Origin of the sequence: Ideonella benzenivorans, from assembly GCF_020387415.1 — a bacterium.
Classification (GTDB): domain Bacteria; phylum Pseudomonadota; class Gammaproteobacteria; order Burkholderiales; family Burkholderiaceae_C; genus Ideonella; species Ideonella benzenivorans.
Map to the genome: position 1 here is coordinate 242,960 of NZ_JAGWCB010000006.1, position 19,116 is coordinate 262,075.

14 protein-coding genes, 1 pseudogene and 1 riboswitch are annotated in these 19,116 nt (G+C 70.7%); of the genes and pseudogenes, 9 read left to right on the forward strand and 6 right to left on the reverse strand.

All coding sequences use genetic code 11. The features are described 5' to 3' along the window. Positions 1–119 precede the first annotated feature (119 nt). A complete protein-coding gene (gene cysD / locus KGA65_RS01975; RefSeq protein WP_255650405.1) occupies positions 120–1,493 on the reverse strand; it encodes a sulfate adenylyltransferase subunit CysD in 1,374 nt (457 codons plus the stop codon). 553 nt (positions 1,494–2,046) lie between these two features. Here cysD and cysQ point away from each other — a divergent pair. From cysQ to KGA65_RS01990, 3 genes and pseudogenes are all read left to right on the forward strand, one after another. Continuing rightward, the gene (gene cysQ / locus KGA65_RS01980) at positions 2,047–2,820 is read left to right on the forward strand and encodes a 3'(2'),5'-bisphosphate nucleotidase CysQ (protein WP_225861461.1); all 774 of its coding nucleotides are present in this window, start codon (positions 2,047–2,049) and stop codon (positions 2,818–2,820) included. Positions 2,821–2,839: 19 nt separating this feature from the next. Further along, a complete protein-coding gene (locus KGA65_RS01985) occupies positions 2,840–4,951 on the forward strand; it encodes a capsule polysaccharide biogenesis protein (protein ID WP_225861462.1) in 2,112 nt (703 codons plus the stop codon). A 181-nt stretch (positions 4,952–5,132) separates the two neighbouring features. Beyond that, positions 5,133–6,182 (forward strand): annotated as a pseudogene (locus KGA65_RS01990) (capsule polysaccharide biogenesis protein); the annotation flags it as partial. A gap of 56 nt (positions 6,183–6,238) precedes the next feature. Here the strand turns inward: KGA65_RS01990 and metH are convergent. Further along, positions 6,239–9,055 carry a methionine synthase gene (gene metH, locus KGA65_RS01995; protein WP_255650406.1) on the reverse strand — a complete coding sequence of 939 codons (2,817 nt, stop codon included), beginning with the start codon at positions 9,053–9,055 and terminating at the stop codon, positions 6,239–6,241. Between the two features lie 48 nt (positions 9,056–9,103). Further along, positions 9,104–9,189: riboswitch (S-adenosyl-L-homocysteine riboswitch) on the reverse strand. A gap of 163 nt (positions 9,190–9,352) precedes the next feature. Here metH and KGA65_RS02000 point away from each other — a divergent pair. Beyond that, a complete protein-coding gene (locus tag KGA65_RS02000) occupies positions 9,353–10,012 on the forward strand; it encodes a cyclic nucleotide-binding domain-containing protein (protein WP_225861464.1) in 660 nt (219 codons plus the stop codon). Here KGA65_RS02000 and KGA65_RS02005 read toward each other — a convergent pair. Beyond that, positions 9,976–11,034 carry a homocysteine S-methyltransferase family protein gene (locus KGA65_RS02005; protein ID WP_225861465.1) on the reverse strand — a complete coding sequence of 353 codons (1,059 nt, stop codon included), beginning with the start codon at positions 11,032–11,034 and terminating at the stop codon, positions 9,976–9,978. The genes KGA65_RS02000 and KGA65_RS02005 overlap by 37 nt on opposite strands. Before the next feature lie 140 nt (positions 11,035–11,174). Here KGA65_RS02005 and KGA65_RS02010 point away from each other — a divergent pair, with 140 nt between their 5' ends. The 4 genes from KGA65_RS02010 to KGA65_RS02025 are packed head-to-tail and all read left to right on the forward strand — an operon-like array spanning position 11,175 to position 15,638. Further along, on the forward strand, positions 11,175–12,491 hold the full coding sequence (locus KGA65_RS02010; RefSeq protein WP_225861466.1) for a cyclic di-GMP phosphodiesterase: 1,317 nt from the start codon (positions 11,175–11,177) through the stop codon (positions 12,489–12,491). After that, positions 12,488–14,587, forward strand: a complete 2,100-nt coding sequence (locus KGA65_RS02015; protein ID WP_225861467.1) for a GGDEF and EAL domain-containing protein — start codon at positions 12,488–12,490, stop codon at positions 14,585–14,587. The genes KGA65_RS02010 and KGA65_RS02015 overlap by 4 nt, the downstream gene beginning before the upstream one ends. Positions 14,588–14,638: 51 nt before the next feature. Continuing rightward, complete coding sequence (locus KGA65_RS02020; RefSeq protein ID WP_225861468.1) at positions 14,639–14,965, forward strand: DUF1840 domain-containing protein; 327 nt, start codon at positions 14,639–14,641, stop codon at positions 14,963–14,965. A 13-nt stretch (positions 14,966–14,978) separates the two neighbouring features. Beyond that, the gene (locus KGA65_RS02025; RefSeq protein WP_225861673.1) at positions 14,979–15,638 is read left to right on the forward strand and encodes a histidine phosphatase family protein; all 660 of its coding nucleotides are present in this window, start codon (positions 14,979–14,981) and stop codon (positions 15,636–15,638) included. Positions 15,639–15,655: 17 nt separating this feature from the next. Here the strand turns inward: KGA65_RS02025 and KGA65_RS02030 are convergent, their stop codons facing one another. From KGA65_RS02030 to KGA65_RS02040, 3 genes are read right to left on the reverse strand one after another with little or no spacing between them, the layout of a single operon-like run. Next, on the reverse strand, positions 15,656–16,534 hold the full coding sequence (locus KGA65_RS02030; RefSeq protein WP_225861469.1) for a DMT family transporter: 879 nt from the start codon (positions 16,532–16,534) through the stop codon (positions 15,656–15,658). After that, the gene (locus tag KGA65_RS02035) at positions 16,531–17,082 is read right to left on the reverse strand and encodes a phosphonate degradation HD-domain oxygenase (protein WP_225861470.1); all 552 of its coding nucleotides are present in this window, start codon (positions 17,080–17,082) and stop codon (positions 16,531–16,533) included. The genes KGA65_RS02030 and KGA65_RS02035 overlap by 4 nt, the downstream gene beginning before the upstream one ends. Before the next feature lie 26 nt (positions 17,083–17,108). Further along, complete coding sequence (locus KGA65_RS02040) at positions 17,109–17,870, reverse strand: phosphonate utilization associated transcriptional regulator (RefSeq protein ID WP_225861471.1); 762 nt, start codon at positions 17,868–17,870, stop codon at positions 17,109–17,111. 152 nt (positions 17,871–18,022) lie between these two features. On the opposite strand from KGA65_RS02040, the gene KGA65_RS02045 reads away from it, so the two are divergent. Further along, positions 18,023–19,057, forward strand: coding sequence for a putative 2-aminoethylphosphonate ABC transporter substrate-binding protein (locus tag KGA65_RS02045; RefSeq protein ID WP_375142596.1), 1,035 nt, complete (start codon positions 18,023–18,025; stop codon positions 19,055–19,057). The last annotated feature ends 59 nt before the right edge of the window (positions 19,058–19,116 follow it).

Consider the following 19,116-nt stretch of genomic DNA (forward strand, 5'->3'; position numbering starts at 1 on the left):
GTCAATTCCTTCGAAACGGGTGTGGGGTGTTCAACCCAGTGGCGTGCGCGGATCCGGCTTGGCCGGTCCGCCGCGCGAGCCCCCTCGGGGGGCAGCGACCGGCAGGGAGCGTGGGGGCTTTAGAAATAGCCTTCCTGCTTCTTCTTCTCCATCGAGGCCGCGCTGTCGTGGTCGATCATGCGGCCCTGGCGCTCGGAGGTGCGGGTCAGCAGCATCTCCTGGATGATGTCGGTCAGGGTGTCGGCCGTGGATTCGACCGCGCCGGTCAGCGGGTAGCAGCCCAGGGTGCGGAAGCGCACGCTCTTCATCATCGGCACCTCGCCCGGGCGCAGTGGGAAGCGCTCGTCGTCCACCATGATCAGGGTGCCGTCGCGTTCGACCACCGGCCGCTCGGCCGCGTAGTACAGCGGCACGATGGGGATGTTCTCCAGGTAGATGTACTGCCAGATGTCCAGCTCGGTCCAGTTGGAGATCGGGAAGACGCGGATCGACTCGCCCTTCTGCTTGCGGCCGTTGTAGAGGTGCCAGAGCTCGGGGCGCTGGTTCTTCGGGTCCCAGCGGTGCTGCGCGGTGCGGAACGAGAAGATGCGCTCCTTGGCACGGCTCTTCTCCTCGTCGCGGCGGGCACCGCCGAAGGCGGCATCGAAGCCGTACTTGTCCAGCGCCTGCTTCAGGCCCTGGGTCTTCCACATGTCGGTGTGGATCTGCGAGCCATGCTCGAAGGGGTTGATGCCCAGCGCCTTGGCTTCGGGGTTCTGGTAGACCAGCAGCGTCATGCCCAGCTCCTGGGCCATGCGGTCGCGCATCTCGTACATGGCCCGGAACTTCCAGGTCGTGTCCACGTGCAGCAGCGGGAAGGGGGGCGGCGCCGGGTAGAAGGCTTTCTTGGCCAGGTGCAGCATCACCGCCGAGTCCTTGCCAATCGAATAGAGCATCACGGGGTTGTCGGCTTCCGCGACGACCTCGCGCATGATGTGGATGCTTTCGGCTTCCAGTCGCTGCAGGTGGGTCAGGCTCATGGTGGGTTCCGTGGTGGGCTGTGCAAAAGAGGACGAAATGGGAGAGGCCGGGACGCGTCGGGCCGCTGTGACGGCCCGTGGCACGGGCAGCGGTTCGGCCTGGGCGGCAGGATGGGCCGGCGGTGGTGCGGGCACCGTCGCGGAGGTGTCGGGCCGCGCCTCGGCCTGGGTGCGCGCCTGCGGGGCCACCGGGCAGGGCTGCAGCGTCAGCCGGGGCTGGCGGGCCAGCCAGTCCCGCAGGGCCGGCGCCCGGTCCAGCGCGGGTCCGTGCAGCCAGACACGCCAGGCGCCGCTGCGGCTGCGCAGCAGGCGGTCCAGGAAGTCGATGTAGGTGTCGGTGCTGGCCAGGCGTTCGACCGGCAGCCAGCGCAGGCTGCCGCGCGGTGAGACGGCCAGCACCAGCCCGCCGGGGGCCGGCCGGTCCGGGTGGGCCAGGGTGCCGGCCCAGGCCTGCTGGCCGGTGGTCTGGCGCATGCCCGGGTCCCAGTGGGTGTCCAGCCAGCGGCTGCCTTCGGCCTGCGTGGCCGCCAGTTCACGCAGCGGGCGCAGCGCCAGGCCCCAGCGTTCCAGCAGGCGAGACAGCGCACGTGGCTGCAGGGTCAGGCCAAAGCGCGTCTGGGCCAACCCTTGCAGCGCGGCACCATCCCACAAGGCCACGGCCAGGCCGGCCTGCTCCGGGGTCTGGGTCAGCGCGGCCTGCCGCAGCTCGGCCTCCTGGGCGGCGCTCAGCACGCGGCCGGTGCCGCGCGGCCGGCCGCGCTCGCCCACGTCAATGGCCTGCCATCCGCCCCGCTCGAAGGCTTGGCAGGCCTTGATGATGGTCGGCACACTCAGGCCGGTTTCTTCCCGGATGCGTGACAGGCTCAGGCCGTCCACCCGCAACTGAACCGCCCGCCGGCGGCGCGCATTCAGCTCATCCAGTTCGGGGGCGACGTGGGGCACGAAGTGTGGTCATTAAATGTTTTAGGGAGTTTCATTCTGCCATCCGGTCTGCACAATGCCATATCCCTCATATGAAAGTGACCCCATGCAAGAGACCTCTGCCACCGTCGCCCTGCTGGATCGCCTGGTGCCCCTGATCCGGGAGGCTGGCCGCGTCATCATGGACATTTATGCGACCGACTTCGACGTGACCCAGAAGGGGGATGCGTCCCCCGTCACCCAGGCCGACCAGAAGGCCGAGGAGGTCATCCTGGCCGGGCTGGCCGAGATCGCGCCCGGCATCCCGGTGGTGGCCGAGGAGTCGGTGGCCGCGGGGCGGGTGCCGGAGGTGAAGGAGCGTTTCTTCCTGGTCGACCCGCTGGACGGGACCAAGGAGTTCATCAGCCGCAATGGCGAATTCACCGTCAACATCGCGCTGGTCGAGCACGGCGTGCCGGTGCTGGGCTTGGTCTATGCGCCGGCCATCGGGCGGTTGTTCGGTGGCGTGGCCGGTGCCGGAGCCTGGTTGGAAGACACGCACGGCCGGCGCACCATCGCCTGCCGCCCGGTGCCGGCCGAGGGCCTGACCGTGGTGGCCAGCCGTTCGCACGGCGACGAGACCGCGCTGGACGCCTTCCTCGCTGGGCGCAAGGTGGCGTCGCGCACCAATGCCGGCTCGTCCTTGAAGCTCTGCCTGGTGGCCGCCGGCGAGGCCGATCTCTACCCGCGCCTGGGTCGCACGATGGAGTGGGACATCGCCGCCGGCGATGCCGTGCTGCGGGCCGCGGGGGGCAAGGTCACCGTGGTGGCCGACGGGCAGCCGCTGCGCTATGGCAAGCCGGGCTTCGACAACCCCCATTTCGCCGCGGCCGGTCTCTGAGTCGGTCGCCGGGCTGTCCATGCCGGGGCCACGGACGCTGACCCCCGATCTGCTGGCCACGCTGCGCTGTGTGGCCTGGCATGGGCGTGGCGTGGGCCGGATTCCGACCCTGCCGGGCCTGTTGGACGGTTGGCGCCTGGTGCCGGCGGCCCGGGCCGAGGCCGAAGGCGCCCAGGCCGTGCTGGCCTGGGGCCGCAAGCCGAGCGCACAACGGGCCGAAGCCTGGGCCCGCCGGCGGGGGCTGCCGGTGCTTTGGCTGGAGGACGGCTTCCTGCGCTCGGTCGGCCTGGGGGCGGACGAGCCGCCACTGTCGATCGTGCTGGACGACCAGGGCATCTACTACGACGCCAGCCGGCCCTCGCGCCTGGAGGCGTTGGTGCAGCTGCCGTTGACCGAGGCCCGGCGGCAGCGGGCCGAGGCCCTGCAGGCCGCCTGGCAGGCCGCGCGGGCGTCCAAGTACAACCAGGCCCGGGAATGGACTGGCCAGCTGGCGCCGGGCGACGTGCTGGTGGTGGACCAGACCGCTGGTGACGCCTCGATCGCCGGGGCGCAGGCCGATGCCGGGAGCTTTCGGCGCATGCTGGACGCGGCCCTGGACGAGCACCCGTCGGCCACCGTCTGGCTCAAGGTGCATCCGGACGTGCTGGCCGGGCGCAAGCGCGGTCACTTTGCCGATCTGACCCCGGGCCAGCGCAGCCGGGTGCGGGTGCTGGCGGCGCCGGTGCACCCAGCCGGCCTGCTGGCGCAGGCGACGGCGGTGTACGTGGTCAGCTCGCAAATGGGCTTCGAGGCCCTGCTGTGGCAGCGGCCGGTGCGCTGCTTCGGCCTGCCGTTCTACGCCGGCTGGGGCCTCACGCAGGACGAGCTGCCCGCGCCGGCGCGCCGCCGCCCGGTCGAAGGGTCGGCGCTGGTCCATGCGGCCCTGGTGGACTATCCGCGCTACCTGGATCCGGAGACCGGCGGGCCCTGCAGCCCCGAGCGCCTGCTGGCCTGGATTGGCCTGCAGCGGCAGCAGCGTGAGCGCTTTCCGGCCGAGGTGATGGCGGTCGGTTTCTCCGGCTGGAAGCTGGCCAGCCTGCGGCGTTTTCTGGCCGGCAGCCGGATCGTGTCCGGTTCGGCGGCGGCGGCGCAGACCTTTGCCGGGCCGGTGGCGGTCTGGGGCCGGCGGGCCTGGCCGCCGGCCGAGCCGAGGCGGCTGCTGCGGGTCGAGGACGGCTTTCTGCGCTCGGTCGGCCTGGGCGCGGATCTGGTTCAGCCCCTGTCCTGGGTGATCGACGGCCGCGGGCTGCATTACGACGCCCGCCGACCGTCCGACCTGGAGCACGCGCTGGCACAGGGGGCGTGTGATGGGGCGCTGCGGGCCCGCGCCCAGCGCCTGCGCGAACGGCTGGTGGCCGCCGACCTGACCAAGTACAACGTGGGGCAGGGGGGCTGGCAGCGTCCGCCGGGCGACAAGCCGGTGGTGCTGGTGGTGGGGCAGGTGGAGTCCGACGCCTCGCTGGCCCTCGGCTCCCCCCGAATCCGTACCAACCTGGGCCTGCTGCAGGCCGTGCGGCACGAACGGCCGGACGCCTGGCTGGTCTACCGGCCGCACCCCGATGTGGTGGCGCGGCTGCGGGCCCGGGGGGCGGACGAGGACGAGGCCGGCCGCTGGTGCGATGAGATCGTGGCCGATCCGCCGATCACCGCGTTGCTGCAGCAGGTGGACGAGGTGCATGTGCTCACTTCGCTGGCGGGTTTCGAGGCCCTGCTGCGCGGTCGGCGGGTGGTCTGCTGGGGCCTGCCCTTTTATGCCGGCTGGGGCCTGACCGAGGACCGCCTGCCGGCGCCCCGGCGGGGGCGGCCGCGTGACCTGGACGAATTGGTCGCGGCGGCGCTGATCCAGTACCCCACCTATGTCAGCCGCCGGACCGGGCACTTCACCACCCCCGAAGGCGCGCTGGACGAGTTGCTGGCCTGGCGGGCGGAGGCGGCGTCAGCCCAGTCGCGTCTGCCCGGCTGGCGGCGGCTCTGGCAGGCCGCGCGGCGGGCCGTGCTGCGCGAAGCGGTCGCCTGGCGACGTCGACAGGTGCCCGAAGACGATGATTTCGTGAAGAATGGTGATGAATTCCCGCCAGGGCCTGTGAATTAGGGGATGGTCAGCCCTTCTGGGCTCCCGCAGACTCGGCTCATCTTCTATCGGCGAAGCAGACTTTCGGCATGCCAGGGGCGTGGCGAGAGGCCGGCTTGGCTGGAAGGCCTGCAGTACCATGGTCCCGTCCTCCCTTCAAGAACTGCTGTCGCACGACCGCACCCTGCTGCTGCAGGGGCCCATGGGGCCGTTCTTTGCCCAGCTGGCCCAGGTGCTGCGGGCGCATGGGCAGCAGGTCTGGAAGGTGAACTTCAACGGTGGAGACGAGTTCTTCTTCCCGCCGGCGGAAGGTGTGCTCCGCTTCGATCGCCCGGGCGCCGAGTGGTCTGAGTACCTGCGTGGCCTGCTGCAGACCCGCGCGATCGACGCCATCGTGCTGTTCGGCCAGACCCGACGCCTGCACGAACAGGCCCTGGCACTGGCCACTTCGCTGGGGGTGCGGGTGTTCGTCTTCGAGGAAGGCTACCTGCGGCCGGATTACGTCACGCTGGAGGTGGGCGGCGTCAACGCCGACTCCTCCCTGCCGCGCGACACCGCCTTCTACCGGGCCCAGGAGCGCCAGGACGAGCCCGATCCCCTGCCCACCGGGCAGAACTTCTGGGGGGTGGCCGAACTGGCGATGCGCTACAGCTGGGCCCTGTGGCGTGCCCGGGCGCAGTTCCCCCATTACGAACACCACCGTTGCCTGCACCCGGTGCGCGAAGGCAGCCGCTGGCTGCTGGGGGGCTGGCGCAAGTGGCGCAGCCGCTGGACGGAGCGCCACATGCAGGCCCAGCTGAGCGACCCGGCCTGCCGCAAACGCTACTTCCTGGTGCCGCTGCAGGTGCACAACGATGCCCAGATCGTGCGCCACTCCCGCTTTGGCTCGGTGGCCGAGTTCATCGTCGAGGTGCTGGAGTCCTTCGCCCAGCATGCGCCGCAGGACCAGCTGCTGGTCTTCAAGCACCACCCGCTGGACCGGCCCTACAACGACTACCGGGCCCTGATCCGCGACCATGCCGCGCGGCTGGGGCTGGACGGGCGGGTGCACTACCTGCACGACCAGCATCTGCCGACCCTGCTGCGCTTCGCCCGCGGGGTGGTGACGGTCAACAGCACCACGGGTCTGCAGTCGCTCTACCACGGCACGCCGGTGGTGACGCTGGGCGAGTGCTTCTATGCCGTGCCTGGCCTGGTGCACGCGGGGCCGCTGGAGACCTTCTGGCGGCAGCCCGGGCGGGTCAACCGCCCCTTGTTCCTGAAGTTCCGCGCCCACGTGCTGCGCGAAACCCAGCTCAACGCCAGCTTCTACGCCGCGGCGCCCGGCTTGCCGGACATCGGCGCGGTGCTCAGCACCGGTGACAGCCGCCGCCGTGCGCTGGCCTCGTCCACGCCCAGCGCCGCCGACCAGGCGGCCAGTTGGTCCTCGCCCACTGCGCCCACATTGAAGTAGGCCGCCTGTGGGTGGGCCAGGTAGAAGCCGCTGACGCTGGCGGCCGGCGTCATCGCCATGCTTTCGGTCAGGCCCATGCCGATCGCCTCGGCCTGCAGCACGCGGAACATGTCGGCCTTGACGCCGTGGTCCGGGCAGGCCGGGTAGCCCGGCGCCGGGCGGATGCCCTGGTACTTCTCGGCGATCAACTCGGCATTGCTCAGCGCTTCCTGCGGCGCGTAGCCCCAGAGCTCGGTGCGCACCCGCTGGTGCAGGCGCTCGGCAAAGGCCTCGGCCAGGCGGTCGGCCAGGGCCTTGAGCAGGATGGCGTTGTAGTCGTCGTGCGCGGCCTCGAACTCGGCCGCCTTCTGGTCGGCACCCAGGCCGGCCGTCACCGCGAACAGGCCGATGTGGTCGGCGCCCTGGCCCTTGGGGGCGATGAAGTCGGCCAGGGAGCGGTTGGGGCGGGGCACGCCGTCGATCACCGGGCGCTCCTGCTGCTGGCGCAGCGGGGCCCAGCGCATCAGCACCTCCTGCCGGGTCTCGTCGCGGTAGATCTCGATCACGTCGTCGTCCACCGTGTTGGCCGGGTAGAAGGCCAGCACGCCGTTGGCCTGCAGCCAGCGGCCGTCGATCAGGCGCTTGAGCATGGCCTGGCCATCGGCCAGGACCTTGCGGGCGGTGTCGCCCACCACCGCGTCGTCCAGGATGGCCGGGAAGGGGCCGGCCAGGTCCCAGGTCTGGAAGAAGGGGCCCCAGTCGATGCACGGGGCCAGATCCGCCAGGTCATAGTGGCGGAACTCGCGTCGGCCCAGGAACTTGGGCGCCGGCGGCAACTGCGCCCAATCCACCGGGGTCTTGTTGGCGCGGGCCTGGGCCAGTGTCACCAGCGGGGTCTGCTTCTTGTTGGCGTGCTGCAGGCGCACCCGCTCGTAGTCGGCCTCCAGCTCGGCGATGTAGGCGGCAGCGCGCTCGTCGCTCAGCAGGTCCGAGCACACGCCCACCGCGCGCGAGGCGTCGGGCACGTAGACGACAGGGCCGTCGTAGTTCGGCGCGATCTTCACCGCGGTGTGCACCCGGCTGGTGGTGGCGCCGCCGATCAGCAGCGGCATCTGGCGCCCGGCAAACCAGGGGTCGCGCGCCATCTCGGCGGCCACGTGCTGCATCTCCTCCAGGCTGGGCGTGATCAGGCCGGACAGGCCGATGATGTCCGCGCCCTCGGCCTTGGCCTTGGCCAGGATGTCCTGACAGGGGACCATCACCCCCATGTTCACGACCTCGAAGTTGTTGCACTGCAGGACCACCGTGACGATGTTCTTGCCGATGTCGTGCACATCGCCCTTGACGGTGGCGATGACGATCTTGCCCTTGGGTTTCACGTCGCCGCCGGCGTCGGCCAGGGCCTGCTTCTCGGCCTCGATGTAGGGCAGCAGGTGGGCCACCGCCTGCTTCATCACGCGGGCGCTCTTGACCACCTGGGGCAGGAACATCTTGCCGGCGCCGAACAGGTCGCCCACCACGTTCATGCCGGCCATCAGCGGGCCTTCGATGACGTGCAGCGGGCGGCCGCCGCGGGCGTGGATGGCCTGCCAGGCCTCCTCGGTGTCGACCTCGATGAAGTCGGTGATGCCATGCACCAGGGCGTGCGAGAGGCGCTCGTTGACCGGCGCGGCGCGCCAGGCCAGCTTGGCGCTGTCGTCCTTGGCGGCGCCCTTGACCTGCTCGGCGATCTCCAGCAGGCGCTCGGTGGGGGACTTGGCGGCCTCGCCGGGCTGCAGGACCGGCGTGCGGTTGAGCACCACGTCTTCGACGCGCTCGCGCAGCACCGGGTCCAGGTCGTCGTACACGCCGACCATCCCGGCGTTGACGATGCCCATGTCCATGCCCGCCTGGATGGCGTGGTACAGGAACACGGTGTGGATGGCCTCGCGCACCGGCTCGTTGCCGCGGAAGCTGAAGCTCACGTTGGACACGCCGCCCGACACCTTGGCGCCGGGCAGGTGCTGCTTGATCCAGCGGGTGGCTTCGATGAAGTCCACCGCATAGTTGTCATGCTCCTCGATGCCGGTGGCAATCGCGAAGATGTTGGGGTCGAAGATGATGTCCTCGGGCGGGAAGCCCACCTGCTCGACCAGGATGCGGTAGGCCCGCTCGCAGATCGAGGTCTTGCGCTGGTAGGTGTCGGCCTGGCCCTGTTCGTCGAAGGCCATCACCACGGTGGCGGCGCCATAGCGCCTGATCAACCGGGCCTGGCGGATGAACTCGGCCTCGCCCTCCTTCAGGCTGATGGAGTTGACGATGCCCTTGCCCTGGATGCACTTGAGGCCGGCCTCGATCACGCTCCACTTGGAGCTGTCGATCATGATGGGCACGCGGGCGATCTCGGGCTCGCTGGCGATCAGGTTCAGGAAGCGCACCATCGCCGCCTGGCTGTCCAGCATCGCCTCGTCCATGTTGACGTCGATGATCTGGGCTCCGTTCTCCACCTGCTGGCGGGCCACGGCCAGGGCCTTCTCGTACTCGCCGGCCAGGATCATGCGGGCGAAGACCTTGGAGCCGGTGACGTTGGTGCGCTCGCCGATGTTGACGAACAGGCTCTGCGCGTCGATGGTGAGCGGTTCCAGCCCGGACAGGCGCAGGGGCGGGGGGGCGAAGGGGACGGTGGCAGCGGTCATGGTGGCGGCAACAGGCAGAAACCGGGCCCCTGTCGCGGGCGAGGACGCACGGCACTCACCCACGGCAAGGGGTGAGCGTCGTTGAATTCGTCACCAAGCCTGACGCGGGACCGGTCCGGGACGGGTTCCGCGCTGCAACGCTCCTTGGCAGATGGGCTGCGATTTTAGCCGGCCGGGTCGCCGCGCCCCGGCCACAGCGGCGTGAAATCTGCCCGCCCACCCGCACCAGGCGCGTTGGCGTATGCGCCATCTGGCGCATTGGCGCGACACTGGAGGGCCCTTAAGCTGCGTTCACCCGTGCTTGCTGCACTCCCCATGGCCTTCCGTTTCCTTTCCGCCGACGAGCCCTGGATGATCCAGGCGGCTGAGCTGTTGTGTCGGCCGTCGGTGCTGTCGCAGCTCAGCCGCAGCGATGCCCGCTGCATCGTGTCCTACATGCGGCCCTGCCGCTTTGAGGATGGCGACGTGCTGCTGCAGGAGGGTGACCAGGGCGAGAACGCCCACATGCTGCTGGTGCTGCATGGGGACGTCAGCGTGGAGACCTCGGTGATGAGCCGGGACAACCCCGTCGTGGTGACGGTGCTGGGCGAGGGCAGCCTGATCGGCGAGATGGCGCTGCTCGATGGCGCGCCCCGCATGGCCACCTGCGTGGCCCAGTCCACCGTCATCTGCGCCAGCCTGACCCGGCGCGATCTGCGCCGCCTGATGGACGACGAGCCCGTCGCCGCCGCCCGCTTGCTGGCCAGCATCGGCAGCCGCCTGGCCGAGCGCCTGCGCGAATCCGGCCGCCAGCAGCGGCTCTACCACCAGCTGATGCGGGCGATGCAGGATGAACTCGATGAGGTCAACCGGCAGTTGCAGTACGTGATGGCCGGATCGGCCCAGCGCCAGGGCCCGGGGGAGGGCGCCTCCCCGAACGGGGACACCCTGGCCGGGGATCAGTCCGCCAGCAGCTTGCCGAACAGCGGGTCCTGAGGATGGCGCGGCCGGTAGGGCCGCACCTTCTGCGCGATAGCGGCGATGTGGGCCGGGGTGGTGCCGCAGCAGCCGCCCACGATGTTCAGGAAGCCGGCTTTCGCGAAGTCGCCCATCAGGCCGCCGGTGATCTCCGGCGTCTCGTCGAAGCCGGTCTCGCTCATCGGGTTGGGCAGGCCGGCATTCGGGTAGCAGCTGATGCAGGTGTCCGGCGCGATGCGCCCCAGCTCTTCGATGTAGGGGCGCATCAGCGCCGCGCCCAGGGCGCAGTTCAGCCCGATGGCGATGGGCTTGGCGTGCCGCACCGAATTCCAGAAGGCGGCCACCGTCTGGCCGGACAGGATGCGGCCGGAAGCGTCGGTCACGGTGCCGGAGATGATCACCGGCAGGCGCTCGCCGCTGCGTTCCATCACCTCGTCCAGCGCGAAGATGGCGGCCTTGGCGTTCAGGGTGTCGAAGATGGTCTCGACCAGGAACAGGTCCACCCCGCCATCCAGCAGGGCCTGGGCCTGCTCGGCGTAGGCCGCGCGCAACTCGTCGAAGCTGATGTTGCGGGCGCCCGGGTCGTTCACGTCCGGGCTGATGCTGGCGGTGCGGGGCGTCGGGCCCAGGGCGCCGGCCACGAAGCGCGGCTGCTCGGGGGTGCTGAACTGGTCGGCGGCCTCGCGGGCGATGCGGGCCGCGGCCAGGTTCATCTCGCGGGCCAGCGGGGCCAGGTCGTAATCGGCCTGGGCCACCGAGGTGGCGCCGAAGGTGTTGGTCTCGATGATGTCGGCGCCGGCGGCCAGGTATTGCGCGTGGATCTCGCGGATCACGTCCGGCCGGGTCAGCACCAGCAGGTCGTTGTTGCCCTTGAGGTCCTTGGGGTGGTCCTTCAGGGCCGCGTTGCGGAAATCGGCTTCCTGCAACTTGTAACGCTGGATCATGGTGCCCATCGCCCCGTCGATGATGACGATGCGCTGACGCAACAGGGCCGGCAGGGCGGCGCCGCGCGTGTAATGGGGCTGGGCAGGGGTGTTCATGGGGCTATTCTAAAAAAGGCGGCGTTGCACCTTCGGGCGAGGGGGGCTTGGGGGACACTCAAGTTTCACTCTGAAACGGCCGAAACAAGGCCAGACGAGGCGCCTGCGGGTTGGGTGTGGCCTCACGGGAGTTGAACAAGATGTCAGCAACAGCGGTGATCGCAGTCGAGGATTTGCGGGTGGGGATGTTCATCCACCTCGACGTGGGCTGGATGTCGCACCCCTTTCCGCTGTCGAGTTTCAAGCTCAGTTCGGTCGAGCAGATCGACGTGATCCGCGGGCTGGGCCTGAAGCAGCTGCGCTGGAGCCCCGACCGCAGCGATGCCGACACCCCGGATGTGGCCGCCGAAGCGCCGGCCGACCCCGAGACCGCCGCGGCCGCTGCCTCCGGCAAGCCGGTGGCCGAGGCTGCCCTGGCGGGGCAGGGGGCTGCCGAGGCCGCTCGCAGCCGGGAAGCCGCCTGGCTGGAGGCGCAGCAGGCGGCCCTGCGCGTCTGCGAACGCCAGTACCAGGAGGCCTGCCGCGACCTGCGCCGTATCAACGATGGTGTGGGGGCTGAGCCCCAGCAGGCCCGCGAGGGGGCCGAACGGCTTTCCCAGGCGCTGCTCGACAAGCTGTTGGTCGAGGGCGAGTTGTGCGTGCGCCTGCTGGCCGAGCCGCTGAGCGACCGCGCGACGGCCCATGCGATGAACGTCACGGTGGTGTCGCTGCTGCTGGCCCGCTCCCTGAGCATGGCCGCCCCGGACCTGCTGGATCTGGGCACCGGGGCCTTGCTGCACGACATCGGCAAGCTGGCCCTGCCCGAGCGGGTGCGCCTGCCGCGCGAGGACTTCACCCACGCCGAACAGGCCCTCTACCGCGACCACGTGGCCCAGGGGGTGCTGCAGGGGCAGCGCATGGGGTTGAAGGCCGGGGCGCTGCTGGTGCTGGCCCAGCACCACGAGTACGCCGATGGCTCGGGCTTCCCCCGCGGCTCGAAGCTGGACAGCCAGTCGGTGCCGGCGCGCATCGTCTCGATGGTCAACCTGTACGACAACCTGTGCAATGGCGCGCTGCCGTCGCAGTCGCTGACGCCGCACGAGGCGCTTTCGCGCATGTTCGCCCAGTCGCGCAGCAAGTTCGACGTGGCGATCCTGAGCGGCTTCATCCGCCTGATGGGCATCTACCCGCCCGGCTCGGTGGTGCAGCTCAGCGACGACCGCTACGCCACGGTCACCGCGATCAACGCGGCCCGCCCGCTCAAGCCGCGGGTCCAGGTCTACGACCCGAGCCGCTCCAGCAGCCGGGCCATCCACCTGGATCTGGAGACCACTCCGGACCTGGGCATCCGCCGCAGCCTGCGGGCCGACCAATTGCCGGCCGCCGCCGCCGATTGCCTGGCGCCGCGCCTGCGGGTGGCGTACTTCTTCGACGTGGAACCGGTGAACGCGGACAGCGACACACCGGCCCTGGTGTGATCCCGCTGGAGCCTGGCCTGCTGTCGCGTCCGGCGCTGTTGCTGGGCGCCGACCAGTGGCTGAACGGGCTGGAGGATCCGGCCTGGCTGGTCGATGCCAGCGACTGGCGCGTCTGCCTGCTGAACCCGGCCGCACTGCGCTGGCTGGGCCTGCCGCTGGCGCAGTGTGTCGGGCAGGCCCCGGAAACCCTGCTGCCCGGGCTGGAGGACCAGGTGTTCTGGGCCGAGCTGCGGGCCGGGACGCCGGGGCGGCTGGCCTCCGACACCGAGGTGGCCGGCCCCGAGGGCCTGCGCCAGGTGCACCGCCGCATCGTGCCCTTGGGCGAGCCGGCCCAGGCCTACCTGGTCACGCTGCAGGACCGCAGCCGCGAGGTCCAGGCCACGGCCGAGCGCGAGACCCTGCTGGCCGAGCTGCGGGCCACGCTCGAATCCACCGCCGACGGCATCCTGGTGCTGGACACGGCCGGCCGCATCCGTGCCTTCAACCGCCGCTTCGCTCAGCTCTGGGACCTGCCCGAGCCGGCCCTGGCCGAACCCTCGGACGAGGCGGTGCTGGACTGGATGCGCCGCTCGGTGCTGCAGCCCGAGGCCTACCAGGCCCGGTTGGACGACATCCAGGCACAGCTGCTGCTGACCGGCACCGACACCCTCGCTCTGCTCAACGGACGGCAGCTGGAACGCTACACCCAGCCGCAGTGGCGAGCGGGCCGGCCGATCGGCCGGGTGTACTCCTTCCGCGAGCTGGCGGCCCCCCGGAGCGCCAGCGCGGAGGGGAACCGCATGCCCGGACTGGACGAGACCACCGGCTGGCCCAACCGCCATGGCTTCCTGGAGGCCCTGGACGAGGCCGTGCTGGAAGCGCGCGACGACGGCCAGCCGCTGGCCGTGCTGGCGGTGGAGTTCGACCGCCATGCGCTGTTCTCCGCCGACGGGACGGCCCGTGCCCGCACGATGGCCGAGCTGCTGGAGGCGCTGCGGGCGGCGGTGCGCGAGCCGGCCCGGATCGCGCGCCTGGGCGCGGCCCGTTTCGGGGTGCTGCTGCGCCCGGCGGGCGAGTCGGCCGCCGAGACGCTGGCGCGGCGGCTGGTGCTGCTGGGCAGCCGGCCGGAGCCGGCGCTGCTGGCCACCGCCGGCCTGAAGGTGCATGTGGGGGCGGCGGTCTATCCGCAGGCCGGCTGGTGTGGCGAAGAGCTGCTGCAGCATGCCGAGACGGCCCTGCACCGCGCTCGCGGCGCCGGGGTGTCCGGCTGGGAACTGCACCGCGGCGGTTCGGACCCGGCCCATGAAGGGCGCCGGCGGCAACGGCTGGAACAGGCGGTGCGCGAGGGCCTGTCGAGCCAGGCCTTCCGCCTGCACTACCAGGCCCGCTTCGACAGCGTGAGCGGTGAAGTCCAGGCCATGGAGGCCTTGCTGCGCTGGCAGGATGCGCAGGAGGGCCTGATGCTGCCGCCGCGCTTCATGCCGCTGGCCGAGCGGGCCGGGCTGATGCGCGCACTCGATGACTGGGCGCTGGAGCAGGCGGTGCACCAGGCCGTGCGCTGGGCCGCCCAGGGCTGGCGCCAGGCCCTGACCGTCAACATCAGCGGCGCGTCGCTGGCCGAGCCGGCCTGCGCGCGCCGGCTCGCGGCGGTGCTGGAACACCATGGTTGGCCGGCCCGCTTCCTGGAACTGGATGTCACCGAACAGGCGCTGCAGCGCGACCCCGAGGCCGCGCAGAACAACCTGGATGCGCTGCACCGCCTGGGCGTGCGGCTGGTGCTGGACGACTGGGGCCTGAGCGACTGCGCCCTGGGCTGGTTGCGGCGGGTGCCATTCTCGGCCGTCAAGATCGACCGCCGTCTGCTGCGGGCCGTGCCGGACCATCCGGCCGAGGCCGATCTGGCACGGGGCCTGGCCCAGGTGGCCCGGGCGCTGGGTCTGAAGGTGCTGGCCGAAGGCGTGGAGCACGAGGCGCAGCGCCAGTTCATCACCACCGAGCTGGGCTGCGCGGGCTGGCAGGGCCTGCTGGGCGCGGCCCCGCTGGAGCCGCGGGCCTGCGAGCGGGCGGTGCTGGGGCGCGCGGCGCGCCATCTGGTGGGGGCGTCCACCGGCCGCTGAGTCTCCCCCCGTGGGGCGGCACAATGGTGGCTCTTGTCCAGGAGCGCCGCCATGTACAAATTCCGCAGCCAGGCCACCGCCGACCTGATCATGCTGACCCCCACCGGGGACCGGGTGCTGGCCCTGCTGGGGCGCGAACCGGCCCCGCAAGGCATTGTCGAGGTGGCCGACATGCCGGCCGCGATCGAGCGCCTGACCCAGGCCGTGGCCGAGGACGAGGAACGCCGGGCCCGCCCGCCCGAGGAGACCGAGCCGGCCGAGGACAGCCCGGCGCGCGAGCCGCTGGATCCCGTCTCGCTGCGCCAGCGGGTCTGGCCACTGGTCCAGATGATGCACCAGTGCATCGAGGACGACCACCCGATCGTCTGGGGCGTGTGAGGCGCGCATGAGCATGCCCGAGCCGACCCGCGTGATTGCCGTGCGCCATGGCGAGACGGCCTGGAACGTCGGCACCCGCCTGCAGGGGCAGATTGATGTGCCCCTGAACCCGCGCGGCGAGGAACAGGCCCGCCGGGTCGGCCTGGCCCTGCAGCACGAGGCGCCGCAGGTGCTGGTCAGCAGCGACCTGGCCCGGGCCCGGCAGACCGCCGAGGCGATTGCCGCCGCCACCGGCCTGCCGCTGCAGCTGGACGCCGGGCTGCGCGAGCGTCATTTCGGCATCTGGCAGGGCCACACCTACCAGGAGGTCGAGACCGGCTGGCCGGCGCAGAGCGAGCGCTGGCGCCGCCGCGAGCCCGACTTCGGCCCGGAGGGCGGCGAAACGCTGCAGCAGTTCTTCGACCGCATCGTCGCCACCGCCACCCGTCTGGCCCGGGCCCATGCGGGGCACACGCTGGTGCTGGTCGCGCACGGCGGGGTGCTGGACTGCCTGTACCGCGCCGCCTCGCGCATCGCGCTCAATGCCCCCCGCACCTGGGAACTGCCCAACACCGGGGTCAACCGCCTGCTGTGGACCGGCGAAGGCTTCACGCTGGTCGGCTGGGGCGATGTGCAGCACCTGGACGACGCGGCGCGCGACGAATCGTCCGACCGGGTCGGTCACGCGGCCTGAGGGGCGGCGCGGGGCGCTCAGCCCAGCCGCAGCAGCATCACCCCGCCGACGATCACGCCGGTGCCCAGCGCACGCTGCCAGCCGAAGGGCTCGCGCAGCAGCAGGGTGCCCAGCGCCGCAGCGAACAGCACCGAGGTCTCGCGCAGCGCGGCCACCATGGCCACCGGCGCGCGGGTCATCGCCCACAGCGCGATGCCGTAGCTGCCCAGCGAGGCCAGCGTGCCCAGCAGCGCCACCGGCCAGCGCCGCCGCGCATAGGCCCGCACCGGGGCCAGGTCGTGCCGGCGCTGCCACAGCACCAGGCTGAGGTAGGGCAGGCCGTCGAACAGGAACAGCGCCGAGACATAGGCTGGCGCGTTGCCGCTGACCCGCACGCCGATGCCGTCCACCAGTGTGTAGGCGGCGATGAACAGCGCGTTGGTCAGCGCGTAGCGCAGCGCCTGGCGCCGGCGCACTTCATCCCCCTGGTTGCGCAGTGCGCTGCGCGCGAGCCCGAGCGTCAGCACCCCGGCACAGATCGTGAGCACGCCGGCCCAGGCCCACGGGGACAGGGCCTCGCCGATCAGGGCGTGGCTGAACAAGGCCACCAGCAGCGGCGCGCTGCCGCGCATCAGCGGGTAGGTCAGGCCCAGGTCGCCGTGCCGGTAGGCCCCGGCCAGCGAGGTGTAGTAGCCGATGTGGATCAGTGTCGAGCCCAGCACGTAAGGCCAGGCTGCGGCCGGTGGCGCGCCGAACAGCGCCAGCATCGGCAGTGCGGTGAGGGTGCCCAGTCCGTGGATCAGGGCCGTGTCCAGCGATTTGTCCTGGGCGGATTTGATGAGGGCGTTCCAGCTGGCGTGCAGCAGCGCGCCCAGCAGGACGGCCAGCAGCACGCCGCTGCCGATGTCGAGGCTCATGGGGTGAGACAGCAGGTCCGGGCCAGCGCGAGGTAGTGGTCCAGCGGCGGCGTGGCCAGCCCGGGTTGCTTGGCCAGATCGTCCCACAGCCGCAACTGCACCGCGTCCGCCGCATGCGGGCGGGCGATGAAGGCGGCGGCCTGCCCGGCGTCGAACACGCCGCCCTGCAGCGCCAGGCTGCGCTGCGAATCCGCCGACAGGGCGTCGTGGTAGCCCGGCCGGGTGGCGCACAGGTAGCGCTTGGCGTCCACGTGCAGCACGATGGCGTCGAGCGCCCGATCAGGGAAGACACCGCGCAGAAAGGGCAGGGCCACGTACTGGTGGCGGTCGTCCACGCCCCGCAGCGTGGGCGTCTCGCCCTGGTCGTTGAGCAAATGGCCCAGGTCGTGCAGCAGCGCGGCCGTGACCAGCACGGCGTCCGCGCCGGCCTGTTCGGCCAGCCAGGCCGACTGCAGCGCGTGTTCGCGCTGGGTCACGGGCTCGCCGCTGTACTGGGCGTCGCCCTTCTGCTGAAAGAGCCAGGCGATGTCGTCGAGGCTGAGGGCCATGGGCTGGGGTTCGGTCAGGAAGAAATTCAGACGGACCGCCGGGCGGCGTTTGCGCGCGGGCGGCGGGCCGGGGGGGCTGCGGAGGGCGCCGGCGTCGGCACCGGGGCCAACGCGGGAAGGTGGTTGATGCGGGTGCGCTCGCGGCTGGCCATCACATGGTCGAACATGGCGCGTCCGGCCGCCTCCACGTCGCCGGCGGCGATCGCCTTGACGATCTGCCGGTGCTCCTTGGCATAGATGGCCATGCTCTCGGGCGTCAGGTTCTGGCGCCGGAACAGCATCAGCTCCTTGGTCAGCTTGCGGTAGACCGTGGTCAGCTTGGCATTGCCGGCCAGCGCCAGCAGGCGGTCATGGAAAGCCAGGTTGGCCTCGTGGAACAGCGCGGCGTCCTGGGCCTTGGCGGCGGCCTCCATCGTCTCGACCCCGCGGCGCAGCTCCTTCACCTGGGCCACGGGCAGGGTCTGCGCCAGCTTGCGGCCGACGTAGGCGTCCATCACCGCCCGAACCTCGAAGATGTCCAGCGCCTCCTCGACCGGGATCTCGCGCACGAACACGCCGCGGTTCTTCTCGGTGCGCACCAAGCCGGCCTCCTCCAGCATGCGGAAGGCCTCGCGCACCGGGCCGCGCGAGACGCCCAGCTCGTCGGCCAGCGCCGCCTCGGTCAGCTTGTCGCCGGCCTTCAGCGTGCCGTCCAGGATCTTGCGCTCAATGGCGCCCTGCACCAGGTTGGCCAGGGAATTGCACTGAAGCTGGGCGATGGTCGGAGGGGCGGGCGGCGTCGCGTTCATGGCGGCATCCAGTGTAGACGAGCGGCAGATTGTCAACAATTGGCAATATGCGATGAGCAGAATGGGCTGGTCTTGAAATTGCTCAGGCACTTTCACGCGCTTGTCATGTCCTCGGGCCACAAGGGTGGTCTCTCACAACTTTGGAGGTAGCGATGAAGTTCTGGAAATCGATGCTGGCCGGCCTGCTGGGCTCGGTGTTCGCCGTCGGGGCGATGGCCGAAAAGACCACCCTGACGGTCTACACCGCGCTGGAGACCGACCAGCTCAAGGCCTATCAAAAGGCCTTCAACGAGGTCAATCCGGACATCGACATCAAGTGGGTGCGCGACTCGACCGGCGTGATCACCGCCAAGCTGCTGGCCGAAAAGGCCAACCCGCAGGCCGACGTGGTTTGGGGCGTGGCCGCTTCCAGCCTGGCCCTGCTGGACATCAACGGCATGCTGGAGCCCTACGCGCCGCTGAACCTCGACGCGATCATGCCGCAGTACCGTGACAAGAAGACGCCGCCGGCCTGGTTCGGCATGGACGTGTTCGGCGCCACCATCTGCTTCAACACCGTCGAGGCCAAGAAGCGCGGCATCCCGGCGCCCACCAGCTGGAAGGACCTGACCAAGCCCATCTACAAGGGCCAGATCGTGATGCCCAACCCGGCCTCCTCGGGCACCGGCTACTTCGACGTGAACGCCTGGCTCAAGCTCTGGGGCGATGACAACGGCAAGGGCGGCGGCTGGAAGTACATGGACGCGCTGCACGAGAACATCGCCCAGTACACCCACTCCGGCTCCAAGCCCTGCAACATGGCGGCCACCGGTGAGTACGTGGCCGGCATCTCCTTCGAGTACCGCGGCTACACCAACAAGGCCAAGGGCGCGCCCATCGAGCTGATCTTCCCGAAGGAAGGCCTGGGCTGGGACCTGGAAGCCTTCGCGATCCACAAGGGCACCAAGCACCTGGCGGCTGCCAAGAAGCTGGCCGACTGGGCCTCGAGCAAGGACGCGATGGTTTTGTATGGCAAGAACTTCGCGATCACCGCGCAGCCGGGCGTGGCGCCCAAGCTGACCGGCATCCCGGCCGACTATGAGCAGCGCCTGGTCAAGCTGGACTTCACCGAGTCGGCCCGCAACCGTGCCCGTGTGCTGACCGAATGGACCCAGCGCTACGACGCCAAGAGCGAAAAGAAGAAGTAAGCCGCGCCCCCGCAAGGCGGGAACGGCAGATCCGGATCGAGTGGAAGAAAGGCTTCGTG